This is a genomic window from Bradyrhizobium yuanmingense (genome assembly GCF_029167105.1).
GTDB lineage: Bacteria > Pseudomonadota > Alphaproteobacteria > Rhizobiales > Xanthobacteraceae > Bradyrhizobium > Bradyrhizobium yuanmingense_A.
The window spans coordinates 102408-126100 of the sequence record NZ_JARFML010000013.1; the positions used below are offsets into that span (position 1 = coordinate 102408).

At 63.1% G+C, this 23693-nt stretch carries 20 protein-coding genes; 6 read left to right on the top strand and 14 right to left on the bottom strand.

Annotated elements, in window-relative coordinates; all coding sequences use genetic code 11:
- Positions 1-4: 4 nt before the first annotated feature.
- From P0R31_RS18720 to P0R31_RS18765, 10 genes are all read right to left on the bottom strand, one after another.
- Positions 5-208 carry a hypothetical protein gene (locus tag P0R31_RS18720; RefSeq protein ID WP_157284013.1) on the bottom strand — a complete coding sequence of 68 codons (204 nt, stop codon included), beginning with the start codon at positions 206-208 and terminating at the stop codon, positions 5-7.
- Entirely contained in the window at positions 205-1167 is a 963-nt protein-coding gene (locus tag P0R31_RS18725; RefSeq protein ID WP_036041947.1) for a carbohydrate ABC transporter permease, read from the bottom strand. The genes P0R31_RS18720 and P0R31_RS18725 overlap by 4 nt, the downstream gene beginning before the upstream one ends.
- Complete coding sequence (locus tag P0R31_RS18730) at positions 1164-2138, bottom strand: carbohydrate ABC transporter permease (RefSeq protein ID WP_430516841.1); 975 nt, start codon at positions 2136-2138, stop codon at positions 1164-1166. Before P0R31_RS18730 ends, P0R31_RS18725 begins: the two co-directional genes overlap by 4 nt.
- Positions 2139-2205: 67 nt before the next feature.
- A complete protein-coding gene (locus tag P0R31_RS18735) occupies positions 2206-3564 on the bottom strand; it encodes an ABC transporter substrate-binding protein (protein WP_275515416.1) in 1359 nt (452 codons plus the stop codon).
- Positions 3565-4187: 623 nt separating this feature from the next.
- Positions 4188-4823 (bottom strand): pyridoxamine 5'-phosphate oxidase family protein, encoded by a 636-nt coding sequence (locus tag P0R31_RS18740; protein WP_275515418.1) that lies wholly within the window; start codon positions 4821-4823, stop codon positions 4188-4190.
- A gap of 40 nt (positions 4824-4863) precedes the next feature.
- Entirely contained in the window at positions 4864-6159 is a 1296-nt protein-coding gene (locus tag P0R31_RS18745) for an ArgE/DapE family deacylase (RefSeq protein WP_225130219.1), read from the bottom strand.
- Complete coding sequence (locus P0R31_RS18750) at positions 6156-7844, bottom strand: ABC transporter ATP-binding protein (RefSeq protein WP_275515421.1); 1689 nt, start codon at positions 7842-7844, stop codon at positions 6156-6158. Before P0R31_RS18750 ends, P0R31_RS18745 begins: the two co-directional genes overlap by 4 nt.
- On the bottom strand, positions 7841-8674 hold the full coding sequence (locus P0R31_RS18755) for an ABC transporter permease (protein WP_275515423.1): 834 nt from the start codon (positions 8672-8674) through the stop codon (positions 7841-7843). Before P0R31_RS18755 ends, P0R31_RS18750 begins: the two co-directional genes overlap by 4 nt.
- Positions 8674-9675, bottom strand: a complete 1002-nt coding sequence (locus P0R31_RS18760) for an ABC transporter permease (protein WP_275515424.1) — start codon at positions 9673-9675, stop codon at positions 8674-8676. The genes P0R31_RS18755 and P0R31_RS18760 overlap by 1 nt, the downstream gene beginning before the upstream one ends.
- Entirely contained in the window at positions 9672-11249 is a 1578-nt protein-coding gene (locus P0R31_RS18765; protein ID WP_275515425.1) for an ABC transporter substrate-binding protein, read from the bottom strand. The genes P0R31_RS18760 and P0R31_RS18765 overlap by 4 nt, the downstream gene beginning before the upstream one ends.
- 211 nt (positions 11250-11460) lie before the next feature.
- On the opposite strand from P0R31_RS18765, the gene P0R31_RS18770 reads away from it, so the two are divergent.
- Both P0R31_RS18770 and P0R31_RS18780 read left to right on the top strand, forming a co-directional pair.
- Positions 11461-12321 (top strand): AraC family transcriptional regulator, encoded by an 861-nt coding sequence (locus P0R31_RS18770; protein WP_275515426.1) that lies wholly within the window; start codon positions 11461-11463, stop codon positions 12319-12321.
- A 557-nt stretch (positions 12322-12878) separates the two neighbouring features.
- Positions 12879-13982: a murein L,D-transpeptidase family protein gene (locus P0R31_RS18780; RefSeq protein ID WP_343299326.1), complete on the top strand. Its 1104-nt coding sequence runs from the start codon at positions 12879-12881 to the stop codon at positions 13980-13982.
- A gap of 118 nt (positions 13983-14100) precedes the next feature.
- Here P0R31_RS18780 and glnT read toward each other — a convergent pair whose 3' ends face one another.
- From glnT to P0R31_RS18800, 4 genes are read right to left on the bottom strand one after another with little or no spacing between them, the layout of a single operon-like run.
- Complete coding sequence (gene glnT, locus P0R31_RS18785; RefSeq protein WP_275515428.1) at positions 14101-15399, bottom strand: type III glutamate--ammonia ligase; 1299 nt, start codon at positions 15397-15399, stop codon at positions 14101-14103.
- Positions 15400-15432: 33 nt separating this feature from the next.
- Positions 15433-16782: an FMN-binding glutamate synthase family protein gene (locus P0R31_RS18790; protein WP_275515429.1), complete on the bottom strand. Its 1350-nt coding sequence runs from the start codon at positions 16780-16782 to the stop codon at positions 15433-15435.
- A gap of 17 nt (positions 16783-16799) precedes the next feature.
- Positions 16800-17495 carry a protein glxC gene (locus P0R31_RS18795; protein WP_275515430.1) on the bottom strand — a complete coding sequence of 232 codons (696 nt, stop codon included), beginning with the start codon at positions 17493-17495 and terminating at the stop codon, positions 16800-16802.
- Positions 17495-18388 (bottom strand): class II glutamine amidotransferase, encoded by an 894-nt coding sequence (locus P0R31_RS18800; RefSeq protein WP_275515431.1) that lies wholly within the window; start codon positions 18386-18388, stop codon positions 17495-17497. The genes P0R31_RS18795 and P0R31_RS18800 overlap by 1 nt, the downstream gene beginning before the upstream one ends.
- Positions 18389-18528: 140 nt before the next feature.
- Between P0R31_RS18800 and P0R31_RS18805 the strand changes: the two genes are divergently transcribed.
- From P0R31_RS18805 to P0R31_RS18820, 4 genes are read left to right on the top strand one after another with little or no spacing between them, the layout of a single operon-like run.
- Positions 18529-19779, top strand: coding sequence for a sarcosine oxidase subunit beta family protein (locus P0R31_RS18805; protein ID WP_275515432.1), 1251 nt, complete (start codon positions 18529-18531; stop codon positions 19777-19779).
- A gap of 12 nt (positions 19780-19791) precedes the next feature.
- Positions 19792-20061: a sarcosine oxidase subunit delta gene (locus P0R31_RS18810; RefSeq protein WP_275515434.1), complete on the top strand. Its 270-nt coding sequence runs from the start codon at positions 19792-19794 to the stop codon at positions 20059-20061.
- Entirely contained in the window at positions 20058-23045 is a 2988-nt protein-coding gene (locus tag P0R31_RS18815) for a sarcosine oxidase subunit alpha family protein (protein WP_275515436.1), read from the top strand. The genes P0R31_RS18810 and P0R31_RS18815 overlap by 4 nt, the downstream gene beginning before the upstream one ends.
- A complete protein-coding gene (locus P0R31_RS18820) occupies positions 23038-23613 on the top strand; it encodes a sarcosine oxidase subunit gamma (protein ID WP_275515437.1) in 576 nt (191 codons plus the stop codon). Before P0R31_RS18815 ends, P0R31_RS18820 begins: the two co-directional genes overlap by 8 nt.
- The last annotated feature ends 80 nt before the right edge of the window (positions 23614-23693 follow it).

Genomic DNA, 23693 nt, shown 5'->3' on the forward strand with positions numbered 1-23693 from the left:
CGTCCTATTCCGGAAAATGGCTCACGACGACGTAGCCGAGCGTACCGGCGAGGATCGTCACGAAGGAATAGCTGTAGAGATCGATCGACCAGGGTTGCACCAGCATGACGATGCCTCCCCCGATAAGGGTCATGGCAGCCGTCTCCCAGGGTCCGCGTCGGAACCAGCGAGAGACCACGCCTTTGGCGATTGCAGCAGAACCGCTCATTTGCGCACAGCTCCGAAGGTGATGCCGCGCAGTAGGTGCTTGCGCAACAACACGGTGAACAGGACGATCGGCACGACGAACAGGGTGGTCGCCGCGGCAACGGCCGGCCAATCCTGCCCGCCTTCCCCGATGATGAAGGGGATGAAGGGCGGCATGGTCTGCGCCTCGCCGCTGGTCAGGAGAACCGCGAAGGCATATTCGTTCCACGAGAAGATCAGGCAGAAGATCGCGGTGGCTGCGATACCCGTGACGGCTTGCGGCAACACGACCTTGCGCAGCGCCTGCAGCCGCGTGTAGCCGTCAACAAGAGCAGCCTCCTCGTATTCGCGCGGGATCTCGTCGATGAATCCCTTGAGCAGCCAGACCGCGAGCGAGACGTTCACGGCAGTGTAAAGCAGGATCATTCCGAGCCTGGTGTCGGTCAGATTGAGCTGCCGGTACATCAGATAGATAGGGATTGCGACCGCAACGGGCGGCATCATGCGCGTCGAGAGAATGAAGAACAGAAGGTCGTTAGCCAAGGGAATGCGGAAGCGTGAGAAAGCGTAGGCCGCGAGCGTGCCGAGAAAGACCGCCAGGAAGGTCGAGCCGAACCCGATGATCAGCGAGTTGACGAAACGCGGCACGACCTTCGACGGTCCGGCAATGACCATGTCGCGCTGGCGCACGAGCTTGTCGTACCACGTCTCCGGCGGCGGCAGCTTGGCGATGAAGTCAGGCGTCTGCCGGGTGCGCACTGTGAACAGGTTCACAAAGCCTTCGAGGGTCGGCTCGAAGATCACCTTGGGCGGATATGCGATCGCGTCGCTCTGCGATTTGAAGGCGGTGGCGACGATCCAGACCAGCGGCAGGATCGTGATCACGGCGTAGAGGATGACGAGGCCACCCGCCACCATCTTTGCGCGCGGCGACGCTTCGACGATGGAGTGCGCGGTGGACTTGGTGAGGGCGGCGGTCATCGTTGCTTCACCTTGTTGAGGGCTTTGACGTAGATGTTGGCCGCACCGAACACGGTCACGAACAGGATGATGGCGAGTGCACTGGAATAGCCGGTGCGCCATTTCTCGAACGCGGCGCGCTTCAGCGTGATCGACACCAGCTCGGTGGTCGAGCCCGGGCCTCCGGACGTCAACAGATTGACCATGTCGAACATCTTGAAGTTCTCGATCGCGCGGAACAGCACGGCGAGCATCAGGAATGGAACGGTCATCGGCAGCGTGATCGACCAGAATTGCCGCCAGGCCGAGGCGCGATCGACCTCGGCCGCCTCGTAGATGTAATCGGGAATGGAGCGCAGCCCGGCGAGGCAGATCAGCATGACGTAGGGCGCCCACATCCAGGTGTCGACCAGCACGATGGTCCACGGCGCGAGCGAGACCTGCCCGGTCATGCTGAACGAGCTCGGCGGCACACCGGTGAACAGGCTGATCACGTAGTTGAACGGCCCGATCTGCGGCTGCAACAGCAGCGTCCAGAAGTTGCCGACCACCGCCGGCGACAGCATCATCGGCAGCAGGATGATCGTGGTCCAGAAGCTGTGACCGCGAAACTGGCGGTTGATCAACAGCGCCAGGCCATAGCCGATGATCACCTGTAGTGCCACCGACCAGATCACGAATTGCGCCGTGGTCTGGAGCCGGAACCAGACGTCCTCGTCGGTCAAGATGTCAGTGAAATTGTCGAGGCCGACGAAGCGCAGCGGCAGATAGGACATGCTGAGATTGAGGCTGGTGAAGGACAGCCGGATCATCCACAGCAGCGGAAAGATGTTGATCGCCAGCAACAGCGCGATCGTCGGCGCCACGAACAGCCACGCGATTGTCCGGTCCGACAGTCCGCGGACAGGTCGCGCAGTGCGAGATTTGGCGGGCTCGCTCATGCCGGGAAACGTAGCATCGTCAGGTTGAAGGATCGTGGTCATCTTGTCCATCGGCTGGCTGGGTTCCCCGAGGCGCACACGCCCCGGGGTACCGTTTCGTCGACGCGAGGCCTACGGCCTATTGCAAGGCGACCTGCTTGCCCTGCTCCTTGAAAACCTTGGTCCAATCCTTGACGAGGAGATCGAGCGCCTGCTGCGCCGTGCCCTTGTCGGCGACGACGTAGTCATGCACACGCTTCTGCATGTCGAGCAGCAACTGGGCGTAGGACGGCTCGGCCCAGAAGTCCTTGACGATGCCCATCGACTCCAGGAATTGAGGCGCGAACGCCGCGCTTTTCGGGAAGTTTGGTGCGTCAACCACGGCCTTCAGCGCCGAGTAGCCACCCAGCTGCCACCACTTCTGCTGCACGGCGGGCTGCGCGAACCATTTGATGTAGGCGAGCGCGTCGTCCTTGCGGTCGGAGGTCGCGACCACCGAGATCCCCTGCCCGCCAAGCTGGGTGAAGTGTCCGTTCGGCCCGGACGGGTTGACGAAGAAGCCTATTCTGTCGCCGCCGACATTCGGATCCTTGTAGAGGCCGGGGAAGAAGGCGAACCAATTCATCTGCATCGCCACCTGACCGGACTTGAAGGCGTCGAGCCCCTCCTGCATGTAGGCGTTGGTCATGCCCGGCGCCGTGCAGCACTTGTAGAGCTCCTTGTAGAACTCGAGCCCCTTGGCCGCGTCGGCCGAATTGACGACGCCCTGCATCTGGTACGGCTTCTTGGGATTGTCGTAGCCGAAGCCGTAATTGTAGAGCACGTTGGTCACGCCCATGGTGATGCCTTCGGAGCCGCGCTCGGTGAAGATGTAGGCGCCATAGACCTTCTTGCCGTCGATCTCGCGGCCCTGGAAGAACTGCGCGATCTGCTTCAACTCGTCATAGGTCTTCGGCGGCGCCAGATCGCGGCCGTACTTCGCCTTGAACGCCGATTGGATATCCGGGCGCGAGAACCAGTCCTTGCGATAGGTCCAGCCGACCGCATCCGCCATGGCCGGCAGCGCCCAATAGTTCGGCGAGTTCTTCGGCCACTGCGAATAGCCGACGACTGTCGCCGGGACGAAGTCGTCCATCGATATCTTCTCCTTGTCGAAGAAATCGTTGAGCTTCACGTACCACTTGTTCTCGGCCGCGCCGCCGATCCACTGACTGTCGCCGATAATCAGGTCGCAGAGCTTGCCGTGGGAGTTGAGCTCATTGAGGAAGCGATCGGCATAGCTCGTCCACGGGACGAACTCGTATTTCATCTCGATGCCGGATTGCTTGGTGAAATCCTTGCCGAGCTCGACCAGCGCGTTGGCCGGATCCCATGCCGCCCAGCACAGTGTGAGCTGCTTACCTTGGGCCGCAGCTTCGCCTCCGCCAAATCCCCCCAGAAGCGCCACCCCAAGAACGGTGGTCGCCGCCGAGCCTCTCAACCAATTGAATGTCCGCATATCCGTTTCCTCTCTCGTTGAAGCATCTAACCCGCTTGGCCCGTCCTGCCGGAACGACGCCAAGACCCTGAAACCGAGTTTGAGGAACGATGAGTGAAGGACGAGACGGGCCGCTTCCGGAGACGGCTCCGGAATGGCTTGGGCTCCTCCCACACATCGGCCCGATGCGCGATGTTTAGTTTTTTGTAACACTAAACGTATTACTAAATTTCGGAGATCGTCAAGCCTCGTTTGTCGCGAGTCCGGCGAAAGAGCCGCGGCGCTGGCGCGCAAGCGGGATGTTCGCAGTCGCAGCAAAAATGCCGAAAGATCTTGCCGAATGCGACCGCCGACGTCGCCCGGCAGGAGAATCCACTCCATCCGAACAACAGGAGAGCCGGAAGGTCGGCCGTAGCAGCGTGTTTAGCAAACTGCTTTACTGAACGTTCAATGAAGCGGGCGCGAGGAGCCGCCCAATCGTCCGAAAGCTGACGATGCCGCTCCGTTCGGATTCGTCGCGTCTGTGCGCTCAGTGCTGCCGCTCGCTACCTACCTCGCAGACCTTTCACGGGCGGCTGGCTTCGAGCATGTACGTATCGTCGAAACCTTCTGCAGGGCGGACCGCTAGATCAGCTTGGTCATTCTCAGTAGAGCCTCGTACGGTATCCTTCTTCCATCGTCTTCTCGGCCTCGTCGACCGCGATGGCGACAGTCTGCTCGGCGATGATCCGGCCGAGCGTCGGGAAACTGTTGCGCTCGACCTGAGCAGCCGGATTCCAGAGCTTCGAGCGCATCAGCGCCTTGCCACAATGAAAATAGGTCTCCTCGACATGGATCTTCAGCCCGATGATTGGGACCACGTTCTGCACCGCAAGCGGCGTCAACAGCTCGGCATCCTGCGAGATCTCGGCGCGGCCATTGACGCGCAGGGTCTCGTTGATCCCCGGCACCAGGAAGATCAGGCCGATGCCGGGGGAAGCGATGATATTGCCGAAGGTGTCGACGCGGTTGTTGCCGCGCCGGTCCGGGATCAGCAGCGTCTTGTCGTCGAGCACGGCGACGAAGCCCGGCGCGTCGCCGCGCGGGCTTGCATCGGCGTGGCCGTTGCCGTCGCTGGTGGCAAGGACGAGGAACGGGGAGAGCGCGATGAAGTCGCGACAGAACCTGTCGAGATGGCTGAGAACCTTCTTCTCGGCAAGCGGGCTGAGCTGCCCGAAATGCGCGCGCAGATCCTCCTGCGTCCTGACCGGCGGCTTGCCGCCTGCACCCTGGCTGTCCATTCGCGAACCTCCCTTTTTGCGGTGAGTTTCCTTCTTTCGGCTAATTGGCCTCGATGCCGCACCAGCTCGCGGTGAATAGCGCAAGCGCCTTGGTGACGCGTTTGACCGAGGCGAGATCGACGCGCTCGTTGAAGCCGTGCGCGCCTTCCATGGTGGCGCCGAAGCAAAACGCAGGCACGCCGAAATCGAGACCATAGAAGCGCGCATCGGTCAGGGCGGTCGACGAGAAGCTGGTCAGCTTGCGGCCGAACACATGCTCGTAGACCGGAGCGAGAACCGCCTCGCTTTCCTGAATCTCCGTCGCCTCGTAGCCCGGCGACAGGAAGCCGGACCAGACGATCTCCGGCGGATTGTTGGCGAGGAATGGATGCGAGCGCGCCGCCTTGGCGACGAAATCCACGATCTCGGCCTGGGCGTCGGCGATCTTCCAGCCGGGCAGCACACCAATGCGGCAATCGACATCGCACCAGGCGGGCACGCTGGAGGCCCAGTCACCGCCCTTGATGATTCCAGGATTGAAGTTGAGCGGATGCTCGACCGATTTGAACGAGGGGTGCGTCTTGGCGCGCTCGTTCCATTCGGCTTCGAGACCTTCGAGCTTCTGGATCAGGTGAATTGCAGCCTTGATCGCATTTGAGCCGGTGCCGGCGCGTGCGACATGGACTGGTATCCCGCGCACTTTCAGGCGGAACCATATCACGCCGACCTGGGCGCGCATCAGCTTCTCGTCGGTCGGCTCGGGCAGGATGCAGACATCGGCACGATAGCCGCGCTGAAGTGTGGAGAGCGCGCCGAGACCGGTGCTCTCCTCCTCGATCACCGATTGCAGGTGGATGCGGCCCTTGGGCCTGTAGCCCGCGGCCTTGATCGCATCGAGTGCGTAGAGCGCCGAGATGGTGCCGGACTTCATGTCGCCGGCGCCGCGACCATAGAGCCAACCGTTCTCGACCACCGGCTGGAACGGCGGCCGCTCCCACATGTCGAGCGGGCCTGCCGGCACCACGTCGCAATGGCCCTGAAGGATCAGTGAGCGGCCCTCTTCCCTGGCCGGCCGGCAGGTGCCGACGACGGAGCGGGCACGCGAGAAATCGGTCTCGACCGGACCATAGCCCGGCAGCGCCTTCAGATCGTCCTGGTTGATGACCCAATCATCGACCTCGTAGCCGCGATCGCGCAACAGCTTTGCGAACATGTCCTGACAGGGCGCCTCCGCCGCGCGCGTACTCGGGATCGCCGTGAACGCGATCGTGGTGTCGATCTGCTCGTCGAAGGCGGCATCCACAGCGGCCTCGATGCGCTCGCGCGCGCCGGCTGGAAGGGGACGGCTGTCGGTCATGAACTCATCCTTGCTGTCGGTAGTGCGCCGGTCACGCTGGCAAAGCCCGGTTGGTCGAAGAAATCACGGCCCGGGATCGCATCGAGCAGGTCGCGTGTGTAGGCGGCTTGAGGGGCCGTGAAAACGTCCGCGGTCGCGCCCTCTTCAACGATGCGCCCCTTCTGGAGCACGATGACGCGGTCGGCGATCTCGGCGGCGATCCGCAGGTCGTGGGTGATGAAGATCATGGCGAGCTTCATCTCCTGACGGAGCTCGGCAAGCAGCGCCAGCACCTGAGCCTGGACGGAAACGTCAAGCGCCGACACGGCTTCGTCAGCGATGAGCACGCGCGGCTTGAGTGCCAGTGCGCGCGCAATACAGATGCGCTGGCGCTGGCCCCCAGAGAATTCGTGGGGGTAACGATCGGCGGCGACGGCGTTGAGGCCAACTCGCACCAGCAGCTTCCTCGCCTGCTCCATCGCTTCCGTGCGCGACGTGCCAAAGGCCATCGGTCCGCGCGCAATGGCATCGCCGACCTTCTGGCGCGGATCGAGGCTCGCAAACGGATCCTGGAACACGATCTGGAGCTGTTTTCGCGCCTGGCGGAGCGCCTCGCCGCGGAGCTGGCGCAGATCCTGGCCGTTGAAGCGGATGGCTCCGCCATCCGGCTCGGTCAAACGCATGATCATGCGCCCGAGCGTCGACTTGCCGGACCCGGATTCGCCGACGACGGCGAGCGTCTCGCCCTCGTACAAGGTCAGCGAGACGCCGTCGGCCGCGACGACCTCGCGCGGCGGCTGCAACAGGCCGCGCTTGACCCGAAATGTCTTCTCAAGACCGATGACCTCGAGCAGCGGTGTAGGATGGACCGCAGTGCGGCGAATCTCATCGAGCCGCGCCTTCGGCACGGCATCGATCAACTCGCGGGTGTAGTCAGCCTTAGGACTGCGCAGGACTTCCTCGACCGTCCCCTGCTCCACCACCTTGCCGTGACGAAGCACCACGACGCGGTCGGCGACATCGGCAACGACGCCAAAATCATGGGTGATCAACAGCACGCCCATGCCGCGGTCGCGTCGGAGATCGTCGATCAGGCGCAGGATCTGACGCTGGGTGGTGACGTCGAGCGCTGTGGTCGGCTCGTCAGCGATCAGGAGCGCCGGACGGTTGGCCATCGCCATCGCGATCATGACGCGCTGGCGCTGGCCGCCGGACAGCTCGAACGGATAGCTCTTCTCAAGCAGCTTTGGATTTGGCAGGCCGACCTGCGTCAGGAGCTGCTGCACGCGTTCGTGCACCTCAATTGCCGACGGCATCGGCTTCTGATGGGTGAGGATCATCTCCTCGATCTGCCTGCCAACCCGCTTGAGCGGGTTCAGCGAGGACAACGGCTCCTGAAAGATCATCGCGGCTTCGCCGCCGCGCAGGCGGCGCAGCGCCTGCCGGTCGAGCTTTGCCGGATCTTGTCCTGCGACAATCACGGCGCCCGCGGCAATATCGACGCTCTTCGGCAGCAGCGACAGCACCGCATGAGCGATCATCGACTTGCCCGAGCCGGACTCGCCGACGAGGCAGACGACCTCGTTGGGCTTGACCTCGAAGGAGACGTTCTCGACCGCGAACGGGCGATCGCCGCCTTCGGGCAGCGCGATCGAGAGCCCCTCGACCGACAGAACGGGTGCCTTGGCTCGCACGGCGTCGCTCATGACCGGCGCCTCGATACACGCGGATTGAGCACATCGGAGAGACCTTCGCCGAACAGGTTGATGGCAAGTACGGTGATGAGGATCGCGAGCCCCGGAAACACGCTCATCCACCAGGCATTACGGATGACGGTGCGGCCGGCTCCGATCATGAAGCCCCAGGACATCAGATTGGGATCGCCGAGGCCCATGAAGGACAACGCGCTTTCGAGCAGGATGGCGGTGGCGACCGTCAGCGAGGTCACGACCAGGATCGGCGAGATCGCATTGGGCAGGATATGGCCGAGCACGATCTGCAAAGTGCCCTCGCCCTGGCACAGCGCGGCTTCGACGAACTCACGATTGCGCAGGCGCAGGAACTCGGCCCGGGTGAGGCGCGCCAGCGGCGGCCAGCTCACGGCCCCGATGGTCAGGATGATCGTCAGCAGCGACGGGTTGAAGGTTGCGACCAAGAGGATCGCGAGCACGAAAGCGGGGATGGTCTGGAACAGCTCGGTCACCCGCATCAGCACGAGATCGACCTTGCCGCCGAAATAGCCGGAAATTGCGCCGATCGTGACGCCGATCACCATAGCCGCCATGGCCGAGGCGATGCCGATGACGAGCGACACGCGGGCACCATAGGCAACACCGGCCGCAACGTCGCGGCCGAGCGTGTCGCCGCCGAGCAGCAGGCCGTCCTCGCCGGGCGGCGTGAACGGCGCGCTGACCATTTCCCAGGGCGAAACCGGAAAGACGATGGGCGCGATGAGCGCGATGACGACCACGACAAGCAGCACGACGAGGCCGACCATGCCGCTAGGATGACGCAGGAAGGCGCGAGCCGCATCCATCACGCAGCTCCTGTCGTCATGCGGGGATCGATCAGCCTGTAGATCAGATCGGTCAGCAGATTGAGCACGATGACCACGATCGACAGAATGAGAAAAATGCCGAGCAGCACGGGATAATCACGCTGGAGCAGCGCATCGAAGGTCAGCCGGCCGAGGCCCGGCCAGGCGAACACCGTCTCGATGACCACGGCGCCGCCGACCAGCGCGCCGGCCTGCATGCCGGCCACGGTGACGACGGGCACCAGCGCGTTGCGCAGCATGTGGCCGACCACAATGCTGGGACCGGACAGGCCCTTGGCGCGCGCGGTCTTGATGAAGTCCTGCTGGGCGACCTCGATGATCGAGGACCGCATCAGCCGGGCATAGATCGCGAGATAGATCGCCGCCAGCGAGGTCACCGGCATGATCATGTGCTTGGCGATGTCGAGCACATGCTCCAGCGGCGAGAGCTTCACGTTGATGGTCTCGTAACCGAACGGCGGCAGCCAGCCGAGTGTCACGGAGAAGACCAGCACCAGCATCAGCCCCAGCCAGAACACCGGCGTCGCATAAAGCACCAGCGACAGCACGGTGAAAACCGTATCGAGCACGCTGCCCGCCGCCAGCCCCGCGAGCGCGCCGAGGGTCGTGCCGATCAGCAGCGCGAGGCAGAAGGCCGTTACCGTCAACAGCAGCGTCGCCGGCAGCCGTTCCAGGATGAGATCGACCACCGCGCGGCGCTGGCGGTAGGAATAGCCCAGGTCGAGCCTGACGACGCGGCCGAGATAGCTTGCCAGCTGCACCGCGTAGGGCTTGTCGAGCCCATATTCCTTGCGCAGATCTTCCAGCAGCTTCGGATCGGATGCGCCGGATTGGCCGGCCATGACCTGGGCGGGATCGCCAGGGGCGGCCCGCACCAGCACGAAGTTGAAAGTGGCGATGACGAGGATGACGGCGACGAGCTGGGCAATCCGGCTCAGCGCCATCAGCCCGATCGTCGCCGCGCTGCCGAGACGGATCACGATTTGTAGACCGACCCGAAAGTTTCGTGCGAGCCGATGCCGGTCGACACGATGTTCTTGAACGCCTTGTCGTAGATGATGGGATATTCGAGCTCCAGCGTCCAGGCGACCGGCACGTCCTCGACCAGGATCTGCTGCACCTTGGAATAAAGCTCCAGTCGCTTGGCCTCGTCGAGCGTGACGGCGGCTTCGTCGAACAGCCTGTCGACCTCAGGGTTGGAATAGCCTTCGGTGTTCGAGAACAGGATGCCCTTCTTGATGTTCGACGACACGTAAGTGCGGGAGACGCCGAGCGCGGGATCGCCGAGCTGGTAGAGCAGGTTTTGGGTCATCTCATAGTCCCAGTTGCCGACCTTCTCGGCCCAGCCGGCCATGTCGGTGCCGACGAGGACAAGATCGATGCCGACGCGGGCAAAGCTCTGGCGGAAGAACTCGCCGGCGCGCTGATAGGATTCGCCATAAGGCGGCACGATGTATTTGATCTCAGCGCGCTTGCCGTTGGTGTCGGGCTTCAGCCCCATCTCGTCGAGCAGCGCCTTGGCCTTGTCGATCGAATAGTCGTAGCGCTTGACCTTGCCGTCGTAGAATTTCGTCTTGGACGAGATCGGGCCGGTCGCGACCTTGGCGCTGCCGAAATAGACCCGCTTGGCGAGCGCGTCGCGGTCGATCAGGTGCATCACCGCCTGCCGGAAGCGCTTGTCGTTCATCGGCGCGATACGGTTGTTCATCTCGAGCCACTGGTGCGGCGCGAAATACTCATAACCCTTGGTGGTGACTTCGAGGTTCTTCTGCGCCTTGAAGCGCTGCACGTCGAAGAACTCGACGTCGGTCCATTGCGCGAGTTGCACCGTGCCGTTCTCCAGCGCCAGCGCGCGCGATGCCGAATCCGGGATGATGCGGTAGATGATCTCATCCAGGTATGGCTGGTCCTTCAGATAGTATCCTTCATGGCGCACCAGATGGACATGCGAGCCGCGCACCCATTCCTTCAGCTTGAATGGGCCGGTGCCGATTGCCTTGTCGTTCAGCGGGTTCTTGCGGTAGTCGGTGCCTTCATAGACGTGCTTTGGCACGATCGGCGCCGAAGTGCAGTCAAAACAGCCGAGGAACGGCGCAAAGGGCTGCTTCAGCTTGAACACGACGGTGAGCGGATCGGGCGCCTCGGCCGAAGCGACGCGCGCAAAATTCTGCCGCGCGCGCGGATGCGTCTCGGTCAACACCTTCATGCAGCTGAACACGACGTCCTCGGACGTCATCGGCTTGCCGTCGTGGAAGGTGATGTTGGGAAACAGCTTGAACGTATAGGTCAGCCCGTCCGGCGAAATCTCCCAGGACTGCGCCATGCCCGGCATCGGCTTCAGGTCAGCGCCATACTTGAGAAGACTCTCGTAGATCTTGCCGCCGAGCGTCAGCGTCGGCTGCTGCTGGTTGAAGGCGGTGACCAGCAGCGGCGGCTCGGGCTGGATGATGGTGTTGAGTGTTCCACCGCGGGTCTGGCCGGCCGCTCGCGTGATGCCGAAGGGGATAGCGGCGCCGGCGGCCAGCATGGCCTGGGTGAATTCGCGTCTGTTCATCGAGCTCTCCGTGTCGCATATCGGCGTGAGAAGGACCTTGCCAGACGCCGTATTCGGCTTTGACGAATCTGGCCGGCGCGAGCATTGTTGCCAAACGCCCTGTCCCGCGCTACCTGATCGGGGACAAGAACCATCGCGATCGGGCCATATCTGGCCCAGAAGATGCATAAGAGCCTTGCAGAAAAGGACTTGGATCGGGAGTTCACGACACGTGAAAGTCGTAGCGCGGCAAGATGTGACTGGCGAATTGCGCACCTGCAGCAAACAGGAGGGCCCCGCAGCGGCCGCCAACTATGCCGGACAACTTCAGACGATCGCGCGGCCGGTCGCCGCGATGACCGCAACCTATCCGAACGAGAGCACCAGCACGCGGCACACGCATCGGCGCGACCAGTTCATCCTGCAGATCACCGGCGTCACGGCGATGATGACCGAGCGCGGTCATTTCGTGGTTCCACCCGGGCATGGTTTATGGATTCCGGCCGGCGTTGTACATCAGTCGCGCGCATGGGGTGAAGTCGAGGCCCAGACGATCTATGTCACGCCTGATCGCCGACGAGGAACGTCGGAGACGTGTCGCCTGATTCGTGCATCCTCGCTCGTCGAAGCCCTAATGGACGAGGCGGTGCGGATGCCGCAGACCTACGACCAGGACGGACGCGACGGCAAGCTTCTCGAACTCCTGCTCGCCGAGATCTCGCACATGCCGGAGGTGACGCTTCACGTGCAGGTGCCACCGGACCCCCGCCTTGCGGCGATCTGTAAGGCAGTGCTTGGCGACCCCTCCTCGGACCTCACGCTCGACGACTGGGCTGACAAATGCAGCCTCAGCCGGCGAACGCTGACGAGGCTGTTCCGCCGCGAGACCGGTCAGAGCTTTTCAGTGTGGCGACAGCGCGTGCGGCTCTTGGAAGCTTTGGCACGCCTGGGCGCAGGCGAACCCGTCACATGCGTAGCGCTGGACGTGGGCTATGACAGCCCGAGCGCATTCGCCGCCATGTTTAAGCGCGAGCTGGGCGCTGCACCGCGGCATTATCTTCGCTGGACAGATCAAGAAGTCGTGCTGCGCTAGTCGCTAGCGACGACGCCGGTTCGTCGAGATGAAAGCCGCGCTGAGACAGCCACCTTGTAGTAAAGGTGGTCGCGCCAGCGTGTGCGTTCGCCCGTAGCGGGGACCATCTTGCAGCAGAACCATGATGTGTCATCGCGTGCCGGAGCGTACAGGCGCCGTGATGGATCGCCTCGCGCCTGCCGGAGGTGCCGGTACCGGCGAGGCACGGTGCACCAGCGCGATCACTCTCGGTCGAGTTCAGCTGAGCCTGCCGAACGGGCGATGCTTGGGGAGAGCACATTGCCTCGAAGTCGTGCACTCCGTAGACGATGTCGTCCGGTTGATCCATAGTACTGCAATCGAACGACTTGTGTTGCGCCTTCGCGTGCTTGCCGGGCGCGGCGTCGAACTGCTGAAACAGCGTCCGGTGGTTCGGCGACATCGGGGGCAGAATGATGAGACTTTTCCGGCGAATGCGATGGTGTCGGAGCGGAAGTCGGTCGAGGAGGCTACGATGTTCGTCGGATTTGAGAAATAGCGGCGCGCGGCGGGCTGGAGGTACAGCAGTGATATGCGCCATGGTCCGACACGCAATTGTGCTGGCGGCGGCTTTTGCCGCTGCCTTGGCACCTGCCACATGCTTCGGCGAAAGCAGCAAGCCGTTGCCCGCCAAGGCGACGCAGGAATTGCCAGCCGAGCTGCTCGCGCTGCTCGAACAGAAGAAGATGCCGAAATATTCCCCTATCCTTGTGCGTCTTTTCAAGGACGAGGCAGAGCTTGAAGTCTGGAAGCAGGACACTGCCGGCCGTTTCCAACTCCTCAAGACCTATCCGATCTGCCGGTGGTCGGGCGATCTCGGGCCGAAATTGTACGAGGGCGACCGACAGGCTCCGGAAGGGTTCTATACAGTTACGCCTGAGTTGATGAACCCCAACTCCAATTTCTATCTCTCGATCAACCTCGGCTATCCGAACAGCTTCGACAGGGCACACAAACGAAACGGCAGCTTCCTCATGATCCACGGCGACTGCTGGTCGAGCGGTTGCTATGCCATGACGGACGAACAGATCAGCGAGATCTATTCGCTGGCGCGTGACTCATTCCGCGGCGGCCGAACCTCGTTCCAGGTCCAAGCCTATCCGTTCCGCCTGACACCGGCGAATCTGGCGCGCCATCGAAACAATCCCAACCTGCCCTTCTGGGAAATGCTCAAGGTCGGCAACGATCATTTCGAGACGACACAACTCGAACCCAAAGTGGATGTGTGTAACCGCCGTTATGTGTTCGATGCGCAACCTCCCCCGAATTCGCCGCACCCTCTCGTGTTCAATCCGATCGAGAAATGCCCTCCCTTTGTCGTCAATCCGGAAATCGCGCGAAAGGCGCTGGAAAAACGGCGCGCCGACGAGCGCGCGTACGCGCAATTGCTTGAAGACAACGTGCCAATTGCCCCGATCTACAGCGGATTCGACGGCGGAATGAACAAGGCTTTTCTCGAACGGTACCCGGGCAGGGTGACGCTTGCGAAAGTGATGCCATATGCATCCTACCTGCCGCAATTGCCGCCGATCCCCTGGACCGACAATGATGGTTCGTTGACGAGCAAATGGTTTGGTACCTGGTCCTCCAGATCGTCTGTGTGTGATACGGCGCGTGCCGGCTTCCCATCGCGCCAGTGCTGACCACCTGTTGCGACGCAGCGATTGAGCGCATCTCCAGTCTACGACGAACAATGGGGATGACGTCAGCGGCGGTTCAACGCCCGGAACGGCCTTGGGCACGACGCACTTCTTCCGGATATCAACAGTCCAGAGTGTTGTCTCGCTCCCATTGGGTCAGATGGCGTGCGTAGTCGTTCCACTCCTCATGCTTCAGCTTGAGATAGGCGGGTACGAACTCCCCGAGATGATCCCGCAGCACGCTTGAATGCTCGAGCGCTCGCAAGGCATCGAGCAGATTCATCGGGAGCCGCTTGGCCGAGGTCACGGTGTGCCCCTCGGTATACATGTTGATATCGAGCCGCTTTCCGGGATCTCGCTTGTTGCTGAGGCCGTCGAGTCCGGCGGATAGGACCGCGGCCTGCAGCAGGTAGGGATTGGCAGCACCGTCGGCGAGCCGCAGCTCGAAACGGCCGGCCTCGGGAATTCGGATCAAGTGGGTTCGGTTGTTTCCGGTGTAGGTGACCGAGTTCGGCGCCCAGGTCGCGCCCGAGACCGTTCGCGGCGCGTTGATACGCTTGTAAGAATTAACCGAAGGATTGAGGATAGCGGCCAGGGCGTCAGCCGAATTGATCACGCCGCCGAGGAAATGATAGCCGAGCTCGGAGACGCCGAGGTCGCCGCCTTCGTCCTCGAACAGGTTTCGCTCACCTTTCCACAGCGACACGTGCACATGACAACCGCTGCCGGTCAGCGAGATGAATGGCTTCGGCATGAAGGTCGCGCGGAGGCCATGCTTCTCGGCGATGGAGCGCGCCATGTATTTGAAGAAGGCATGCCGGTCGGCCGTGACCAGCGCCTCATCGAATTGCCAGTTCATTTCGAACTGGCCGTTGGCATCCTCGTGATCGTTCTGATAGGGCTGCCAGCCGAGCTCCAGCATGGCGTCGCAGAGCTCACTGATGACATCGTAGCGCCGCATCAGCGCCTGCTGATCATAGCAAGGCTTTGTCTGCCGGTCGGCGGTGTCGCAGACTTCGCGGCCATCCTCGGTCAGCAGGAAGAACTCGCACTCCACGCCGGTCTTCATTGTCAGGCCAGCGCTCGCAGCCTCCGCGATCTTGCGCTTGAGCACGTTGCGCGGCGCGTGCGCAACCGGTTTGCCGTTCATCCAGGGATCGGCGGCCAACCAGCCGACCTCGCGCCGCCAAGGCAACTGGATGAGCGTATCGGGATCCGGCACGGCAAACAGATCCGGATCAGCAGGCGTCATATCGAGCCAAGTGGCGAAGCCGGCAAATCCCGCGCCGTTCTTGGCCATGCCGTCGATCGCCGCGGCCGGCACCAACTTGGCCCGCTGCACGCCGAACAGATCGGCAAAGGAGATCAGAAAGTATTTGATTCCCTTCTCGCGCGCTGTATCCGAAAGCTTCGTTGACATCATTGTCTCCACGCTACTCGCCGTTGAGCAGGTTCACGTCAAATCCGTCTTCGGATCGTGATGACCCGGTATCCACGAAGTTCCGGCCAAGGGGACGCGCGCCATCGCCGCGGCTTCGAGCGTCAGCGCCACGAGGTCCTCGGGCTCAAGATTATGGACGTGGCTCTTGCCACACGCACGAGCGATGGTTTGGGTCTCGAGTGTCAGCACCGAGAGATAGTTTGCAAGGCGCCGGCCGGCCTTGACCGGGTCGAGCCGTGCGGCAAGCTCCGGGTCCTGCGTCGTGATCCCGGCGGGATCGCGTCCGTCCTGCCAGTCGTCATAGGCCCCTGCAGTGCTCCCCAATTTCCGATACTCGTCTTCGAGGCTGGGATCATTGTCGCCGATCGCGATCAGCGCGGCCGTCCCGATCGAGACCGCGTCCGCTCCCAACGCGAGCGCCTTGGCCACATCCGCGCCGTTGCGGATGCCGCCCGATACGATCAATTGGACCTTGCGATGCATGCCGAGATCCTGCAAAGCCTGTGCCGCGGGCCGGATCGCAGCGAGGATCGGCAACCCGACATGCTCGATGAACACGTCCTGCGTCGCAGCCGTGCCGCCTTGCATGCCATCAAGAACAACGACGTCGGCACCGGACTTCACCGCGAGCGCCGTATCGTAATAGGGCCTGCTGGCCCCGACCTTGACGTAAATCGGCTTTTCCCAGTCGGTGATCTCGCGCAATTCCTCGATCTTGATTTCGAGATCATCTGGCCCGGTCCAATCCGGATGCCGGCAGGCCGAGCGCTGATCGATGCCTTCCGGCAACGTCCGCATCCTGGCGATGCGCGGCGAGATCTTCTGGCCCAGCAGCATGCCGCCACCACCGGGCTTGGCGCCCTGCCCGATCACGATCTCAATCGCATCCGCGCGCCGGAGATCGTCCGGATTCATACCGTAACGTGAAGGCAGGTATTGATAGACCAGGATCGACGAGTGTCCGCGTTCCTCGTCAGTCATGCCCCCGTCACCGGTCGTGGTCGAGGTACCGACTGCGGATGCGCCGCGCCCCAAAGCCTCTTTCGCTGGCGCCGACAGCGCACCAAAGCTCATGCCGGCGATCGTGATCGGAATCTTCAATTCGATCGGCTTGCTGGCAAAGCGGCCGCCAAGCACGACATTGGTGCCGCAGCGCTCGCGATAACCCTCCAGCGGATATCTGGAGATCGACGCGCCGAGAAACAGCAGGTCATCGAAATGCGGCAGCTTGCGCTTGGCGCCGCCGCCGCGGATGTCGTAGATGCCCGTCGCCGCCGCGCGCTGGATCTCGGCGATGGCCTGCGGATCGAAGGTCGCGGAAAATCGCGGAGGGGTGGCGGCTTTCGGACTTTGTGCGTTCATCGGGAAGCCGTCCTGCCTCAGTAAGCATCGACGTTGTCGATGTGGAAATGATAGAGCTTGCGGGCCGATCCGTAGAGCCGGAAACCGTCTGGGCCGCCGTCCGAACCGGCCGACAGCCCTGCTCTCTCCAGCACCCTGCGAAGAATGACCTTGTCCTCGTCCGACAACGGCTTCTCGATGCAGTCTGCACCGAGGCTTGCCACCGATCCGCGCACGAAAAGCCGCGCCTCGTAGATGGAATCGCCGAGCGCCTCGCCGGCATCGCCAAACACGACGAGAGTGCCGGCCTGCGCCATGAACGCACTCATCGGACCGATCGAGCCTTTCACGACGATATCGATGCCCTTCATCGAAATGCCGCAACGCGCCGACGCATTGCCCTCGATAACCAACAGCCCGCCAACGCCGGTCGCCCCCGCTGCCTGGCTGGCGTCGCCCTTCACCCGGACCTCGCCGGAAACCATGTTCTCGGCAACCCCGACGCCGGCATTTCCATGGATGACGATCGTGGCATGTTTGTTCATGCCCGCGCAGTAATAGCCGACATGCCCCTTCACCTCGACGGTCACGGGGGCATCGAGACCGCAGGCGATGGCATGCTTGCCTTGCGGATGCTCGATCACCCATCGCGTCTCGTTGGTCTCCGGCGTGAGACGATGCAGCTCGCCATTGAGTTCACGGACGCTGCTTTCTTCGAGATCGACGGAGCGCATCAACGCAATTCCCACGCATAGACCCTGGCCGGCTCCGGCTCGAAGACCCGCGCTTTCTCTGCATTGGGAAGCACGGCGAGCGCGCGATATTCCGATCCGAACGCGACATAGTCGTCGGTCTCCGCCATGACCGCCGGCTTGCAACTGATGGGATCGCGGAGCACCGCGAAACCACTCTCGGTTCCGACCACGAATGTGAAGAACCCGTCGAGATCGGCGAGACTGTCCGACAACGCCTGCTCCAGCGACGCACCCTGCTGCATGCGCCAAGTCAGGAAACCCGCGGCAACCTCGCTGTCGTTGTCCGTTTCGAACGTCAGCCCTTCCCGGCTGAGCAAGCGCCGCACGCCGCAATGATTTGAAAGCGAGCCGTTATGAACCAGACACTGGTCCTTTCCGGTCGAAAACGGGTGTGCGCCACGCGTCGTGACGGCGGATTCGGTTGCCATCCGGGTGTGGCCGATGCCGTGCGTGCCGCCCATTCCCGACAGCCCGAACCGCCTGGCGACTTGCTCCGGAAGCCCGACCTCCTTGAACAGCTCCATCCTGGCGCCCACGCCGACCAGCGCCACGCGACTGTCGCGCGCGATCAGCAACCGCACCTCTTGTTCACGCGCCAACGGCACTGAGACCACGGCGTGGGTGTCGTGAAAGACTGAGTCCAGATCGCCCGCGCCCGCCTTGCCGAGAGCCGCCACCGCCTCACGAATCTCGACGGCCGATGCTGCACGCAGCGTAAGCTTGACGTGATCCGCTTGCGAGCTGCCGTAGACCGCGAACCCAGCGCTGTCGGGACCGCGGTCGCTCATCACGCCGAGCATGGCCGCAAGGTGAAACCCGAGCTCAGGATGCAACCCGGGGTTCTTGAGGAATAGACCGACAATACCGCACATGCCTGCTCTCCATCGGGCGAACCATGCATATCGTCCCGTGTGGACGGCTGTCAACTATTGAGAACAATGTTTTCTTGTCAGGAAATATCGAATAGTGTGGTCCGGGCTCGGCTTCCATCAAACCCAATGCGATCCTCTCCATGCACTACTCGATCTTCAGTCTCGCTCATCAAGCCCTGCTCGGCCATCGCGGCTGGACGGCGGCTTGGCGCGACGCCAGCCCGAAACCGTCCTACGACGTCATCGTCGTCGGCGGCGGCGGACACGGCCTTGCGACGGCTTACTATCTCGCGAGACATTTCGGCATCGCCAACATCGCCGTGCTGGAAAAGGGCTGGATCGGCTCCGGCAATGCTGGCCGCAACACCACGATCATCCGCTCGAACTACCTGCTGCCCGGCAACAATCCCTTCTACGAATTCTCGATGCAGCTCTGGGAGGGCCTGGAGAAAGATCTGAACTACAACGCGATGGTGAGCCAGCGTGGCGTGCTGAACCTGTTTCACTCCGATGCGCAACGCGACGCCGCAGCCCGCCGCGGCAACGCGATGCGGCTGCATGGCGTCGACGCCGAACTGCTCGACCGGACCGCCGTCCGGCGCATGCTGCCGTTCCTCGATTTCGACAATGCCCGATTTCCGATCGAGGGCGGCCTGCTGCAGCGACGCGGCGGAACGGCCCGTCACGACGCCGTCGTATGGGGCTATGCGCGCGCGGCCAGCGACCGCGGCGTCGACATCGTCCAGAATTGCGAAGTTACCGGCATGATCCGCGAGGGCGATCGCATCGTCGGCGTGGAAACAACGCGCGGGACGATCCGCGCACCAAGGGTGGCGCTGGCGGTTGCCGGGAATACCTCGCGGCTGACGGCCATGGCCGGTCTGCGCATGCCGATCGAAAGCCACGTCTTGCAGGCCTTCGTCAGCGAGGCCATCAAGCCGTTGATTCCGGGTGTCGTCACCTTCGGCGCAGGCCACTTCTATATCAGCCAGTCCGACAAGGGCGGCCTCGTGTTCGGCGGCGACATCGATGGCTACAATTCCTATGCGCAACGCGGCAATCTGCCGACCGTAGAGGATGTCTGCGAAAGCGGCATGGCATTGATGCCCATGATTGGACGGTTACGGATGTTGCGCTCATGGGGTGGCATCATGGACATGTCCATGGACGGTTCGCCCATCATCGACCACACGCCGCTTGACGGCCTCTATCTGAATGCCGGCTGGTGCTATGGCGGGTTCAAGGCCACGCCGGCATCCGGCTGGTGCTTCGCCCATCTGATTGCCCGCGACGAACCGCATCCAGTGGCACGCGCCTTCCGGCTCGACCGTTTCGCGAGTGGCCATTTGCTCGATGAAAAGGGCCAGGGCGCCCAACCCAATCTGCACTGAAGGCCGATCGGCATGCGCATTCCCTGCCCGTTCTGCGGCAATCGCGACGTCAGCGAATTCGCCTATCTTGGCGATGCCAGCGCCCCGCGGCCGGCCGCCGACGCACCCGACGCCGACCGCCAATTCTTCGAAGCGGTCTATCTGCGGGACAATCCGTCCGGGCTGCATCGCGAACTCTGGTATCACGCGTCCGGCTGTCGAAGTTGGCTGGAAGTCGAGCGCAATATCAGGACCCATGAAATCACCAAAGCCAGCTTTGCCCGCGACCGGGTCCGTGCATGAGCGACATCAGCGCCCCGCAACCCAACCGAATCGACGGCGGTCTGATCGACCGCAGCACAGCATTGCGCTTCCACTTCGATGGCAAGTGCTACCAGGGCTTTCAGGGCGATACGCTGGCATCCGCTCTTCTCGCGTCCGGTGTCAGGATCGTCGGCCGCTCGTTCAAGTATCATCGTCCGCGCGGCATCATGACCGCCGGCGCCGAGGAGCCGAATGCGCTCGTGGAATTGAGAAGCGGCGCACGTCGCGAGCCGAACACGCGCGCCACCACCGCCGAACTGTATGATGGGCTCGAGGCCCGGAGCCAGAACCGCTGGCCGTCGCTGCGTTACGATATCGGTGCGGTCAACTCGCTGTTGTCGTCCCTGTTTGTCGCCGGATTCTACTACAAGACCTTCATGTGGCCCGCTTCGTTCTGGGAACGGGTCTATGAGCCTCTGATCCGACGTGCCGCTGGCCTCGGCCGGGCCAGCCTGCAGCCCGATCCCGACCAGTACGAGAAGGCGTACGCCTTCTGCGACGTGCTGGTCATCGGCGGTGGCCCTGGCGGTCTCGCTGCGGCGCTAGCAGCGGGACGCGCGGGCGCCCGGGTCATCATCGCCGATGATGACTTCATCCCCGGCGGCCGGCTGAACAACGACGTCCACACCATCGACGGCCTCTCAGGCGTTGAATGGGCCAAATACACCGCCAAAGAGCTGGACGCACTTCCGAACGTCACAATGATGCTGCGGACCACAATCTTCGGCGCCTATGACGGGGGCACTTTCGGCGCGCTCGAACGCGTTTCCGATCACCTGCCCGTTCCCCCCGCACACCAGCCGCGGCAGCGCCTATGGAAGATCGTGGCGCAGCGATCCATTCTTGCGGCAGGTGCCATCGAACGGCCGATCGTGTTCGGCGGCAATGACCGCCCCGGAATCATGCTGGCCTCCGCGGTGCGCACCTATCTCAATCGCTACGGCGTGACGCCGGGCAAGGCGGCGACCCTGTTCACGAGTTGCGACGACGGCTGGCGCACCGCGCTCGACCTCGCGCGTGCCGGAGTCAAGGTCGAAGCCATCATCGATGCACGATCCGAGATCTCCCCATCGCTGGTCGCCTCCGGCCAGACGATCGGCGCCAGACTGTTGAAGGGCGCGCACGTCATCGACACACGCGGCGCACATGGCCTCAGCCAAATTCGCGTGCGGACCAATAAGGGCGACGACATCGCGATCGAGTCCGACCTGCTTGCGGTCAGCGGCGGCTGGAATCCGAACCTCGCGCTCTCGACCCATCTCGGCGGTCGTCCGCGCTGGTCCGAGGAACGCTCGGCCTTCCTGCCCGACGATCTGCCGCGGGATCTCGTCGTCATCGGCGCCGCGAGCGACGCACTGACGCTGGCGGAGGCGCTGAAACAGGGGACGGCTGCCGGGGCGGCCAGTGCGGATGCTGCCGGATTCAAATCCGGCGCCCTGCCCGAATTCGTCGTCGACGACGACGAGAGCATCTCCGGCGAGCCGCTGTGGCAAGTCGCGGCGTCCCGATCGAAGGCTTTCGTCGACTACCAGAACGACGTGACGCAGGCCGATATCGCACTTGCCGCCCGCGAGGGCTTTATGTCGGTCGAGCATCTGAAGCGCTATACCACGCTCGGCATGGCTACCGACCAGGGCAAGATGGCAGCCGTGATCGGTCACGCCATGATGGCGGCGCTCACGGATCGTCCGATGCAGCAGGTCGGCACCACCGTCGTGCGACCGCCCGTCACACCGGTCGCGATCGGCGCCTTCGCCGGCCGTCATCGCGGCCAGGATTTCCGCCCGGTCCGGCTGGCGCCGAGCCACCGCTGGGCCGAACAGCTCGGCGCGACCTTCGTCGACGCAGGCCCGTGGCGGCGCGCGCAGTGGTTCGCACGAGCAGGCGAAGCGGACTGGCTTTCAACCGTGATTCGCGAGGTCAAGACCGTGCGCAGCGCCGTCGGCGTCTGCGACGTCTCGACCTTGGGCAAAATTGACGTCCAGGGCGCGGATGCCGGTATCTTCCTCGATCGCATCTACATCAACACCTTCTCCACCCTGCCCGTCGGCAAGGTGCGCTATGGATTGATGCTGCGCGAGGACGGCATCGCGATGGATGACGGAACCTGCGCCCGCTTTGCGCCCGATCACTACGTGATGTCGACGACGACGGCGAACGCAGCGAAGGTGATGCAGCATCTCGATCACGCCCGACAGGTGCTCTGGCCTGAGCTCGACGTCCAGGCCATCTCCGTCACCGAGCAGTGGGCCCAATTCGCCATTGCCGGACCGCGTGGGCGCGATCTCCTGGATCGTCTTCTCGGCGGCGCGATCGACATATCTGATGCCGCATTTCCGTATCTCGCCTGCGCGGATTTCTGCTGGAGACGGCGGCCGGCGCGGCTGTTCCGCGTCTCCTTTTCGGGCGAGCTTGGCTACGAGTTGGCGGTCCCGGCGCGCTTTGCTGACGAGACGATCCGCGCCATCATGGAAGCCGGCGCCGAGTACGGCCTCACTCCATATGGCACCGAAGCGCTTGGCGTGATGCGCATCGAGAAGGGGCACATCGCGGGCAACGAGCTGAACGGCACCACCACCGCGCACGATCTGGGGCTCGGCCGGATGATGGGCAAGAAGGACTTTATCGGCAAAGTGCTTGCGCGTCGGCCCGGACTCGTCGATCCGGACCGTCCGGCCGTGATCGGGTTAAAGCCGATCGATCGCCGGCAACGCCTGCGCAACGGCGCTCACCTGCTCTCGCCCGGTGCAGCCGTCAAGCTCGAGAACGATCAGGGATACGTCACGTCGTCGGCATTCTCGCCGATGCTCGGCCATTGGATTGCGCTGGCTCTGCTCGCATCCGGCCGAGAACGGGTGGGACAGATCTTGCGGGTCGTCGACCCTCTGCGAGGTGCCGATTTCGAGGCCGAGATATGTTCTCCCGTCTTCTATGATCCGGAAGGAGCGCGGCTGCGTGGCTGATCGTCTCAATCATGGCTTTGCGGCGTCCTCCAACCCGGGCGTCACCGTATCGATGCGCAATGATCTCGGCTGCGCGACCATCATGGTTCGGCGCGGCGCGGACGAGCAATTGAAACAGCGCGTCAAGACCGCCTATGGAATCGATCTCGTTCCCGGTCCGCGCCGCAGCACATCCGGCGCGGTCGCCTTTCTCGGAATCGGGCCTACGACCTGGCTCGCGACGCAGGACGATGGCGGCAATGGATTCTCCGTCTCGTTGAAGCAGGCTGTCGGCGATGCCGCATCGGTGACCGATCAGACCGACGGCTATGTCATCCATCGCGTCAGCGGGCCGCGGATCGGCCAGGCTCTCGCCAAGGGTTTTCCGATCGATCTGCACAACCGTGCATTCGCGCCGGGCGCCGTCGCCGTGACAGCCGTTTCGCACCTCGGCGCCATCATCTGGCGGCTGGATGATCTGGAAGATGGTACACCGGTCTTCGAGATTGCGGTCTTCCGCAGCCTTGTCGACAGTTTCCGTCGCTGGCTGGATGACAGCCTGGCAGAGTTCGGGCTCACACGGAGCTGATCGCCTGTCGGCAATGCATCGAACTGCGTGCCGTCCGATCCTGGTACACTGGTCGATCGGCCTGGGCTCTGCTCCGGGTC

Bases quoted from the DNA above. Each gene is read 5' to 3' on its own strand.
- P0R31_RS18730 (WP_430516841.1), bottom strand. From the start codon at position 2,138: ATGGACAAGATGACCACGATCCTTCAACCTGACGATGCTACGTTTCCC.
- P0R31_RS18780 (WP_343299326.1), top strand. From the start codon at position 12,879: ATGGTCCGACACGCAATTGTGCTGGCGGCGGCTTTTGCCGCTGCCTTG.
- P0R31_RS18790 (WP_275515429.1), bottom strand. From the start codon at position 16,782: ATGAACGCACAAAGTCCGAAAGCCGCCACCCCTCCGCGATTTTCCGCG.
- P0R31_RS18750 (WP_275515421.1), bottom strand. From the start codon at position 7,844: ATGAGCGACGCCGTGCGAGCCAAGGCACCCGTTCTGTCGGTCGAGGGG.
- P0R31_RS18815 (WP_275515436.1), top strand. From the start codon at position 20,058: ATGAGCGACATCAGCGCCCCGCAACCCAACCGAATCGACGGCGGTCTG.
- P0R31_RS18725 (WP_036041947.1), bottom strand. From the start codon at position 1,167: ATGACCGCCGCCCTCACCAAGTCCACCGCGCACTCCATCGTCGAAGCG.
- P0R31_RS18810 (WP_275515434.1), top strand. From the start codon at position 19,792: ATGCGCATTCCCTGCCCGTTCTGCGGCAATCGCGACGTCAGCGAATTC.
- P0R31_RS18800 (WP_275515431.1), bottom strand. From the start codon at position 18,388: ATGTGCGGTATTGTCGGTCTATTCCTCAAGAACCCCGGGTTGCATCCT.
- P0R31_RS18740 (WP_275515418.1), bottom strand. From the start codon at position 4,823: ATGGACAGCCAGGGTGCAGGCGGCAAGCCGCCGGTCAGGACGCAGGAG.
- P0R31_RS18755 (WP_275515423.1), bottom strand. From the start codon at position 8,674: ATGGATGCGGCTCGCGCCTTCCTGCGTCATCCTAGCGGCATGGTCGGC.
- P0R31_RS18805 (WP_275515432.1), top strand. From the start codon at position 18,529: ATGCACTACTCGATCTTCAGTCTCGCTCATCAAGCCCTGCTCGGCCAT.
- glnT (WP_275515428.1), bottom strand. From the start codon at position 15,399: ATGTCAACGAAGCTTTCGGATACAGCGCGCGAGAAGGGAATCAAATAC.
- P0R31_RS18795 (WP_275515430.1), bottom strand. From the start codon at position 17,495: ATGCGCTCCGTCGATCTCGAAGAAAGCAGCGTCCGTGAACTCAATGGC.
- P0R31_RS18765 (WP_275515425.1), bottom strand. From the start codon at position 11,249: ATGAACAGACGCGAATTCACCCAGGCCATGCTGGCCGCCGGCGCCGCT.
- P0R31_RS18745 (WP_225130219.1), bottom strand. From the start codon at position 6,159: ATGACCGACAGCCGTCCCCTTCCAGCCGGCGCGCGCGAGCGCATCGAG.
- P0R31_RS18735 (WP_275515416.1), bottom strand. From the start codon at position 3,564: ATGCGGACATTCAATTGGTTGAGAGGCTCGGCGGCGACCACCGTTCTT.
- P0R31_RS18720 (WP_157284013.1), bottom strand. From the start codon at position 208: ATGAGCGGTTCTGCTGCAATCGCCAAAGGCGTGGTCTCTCGCTGGTTC.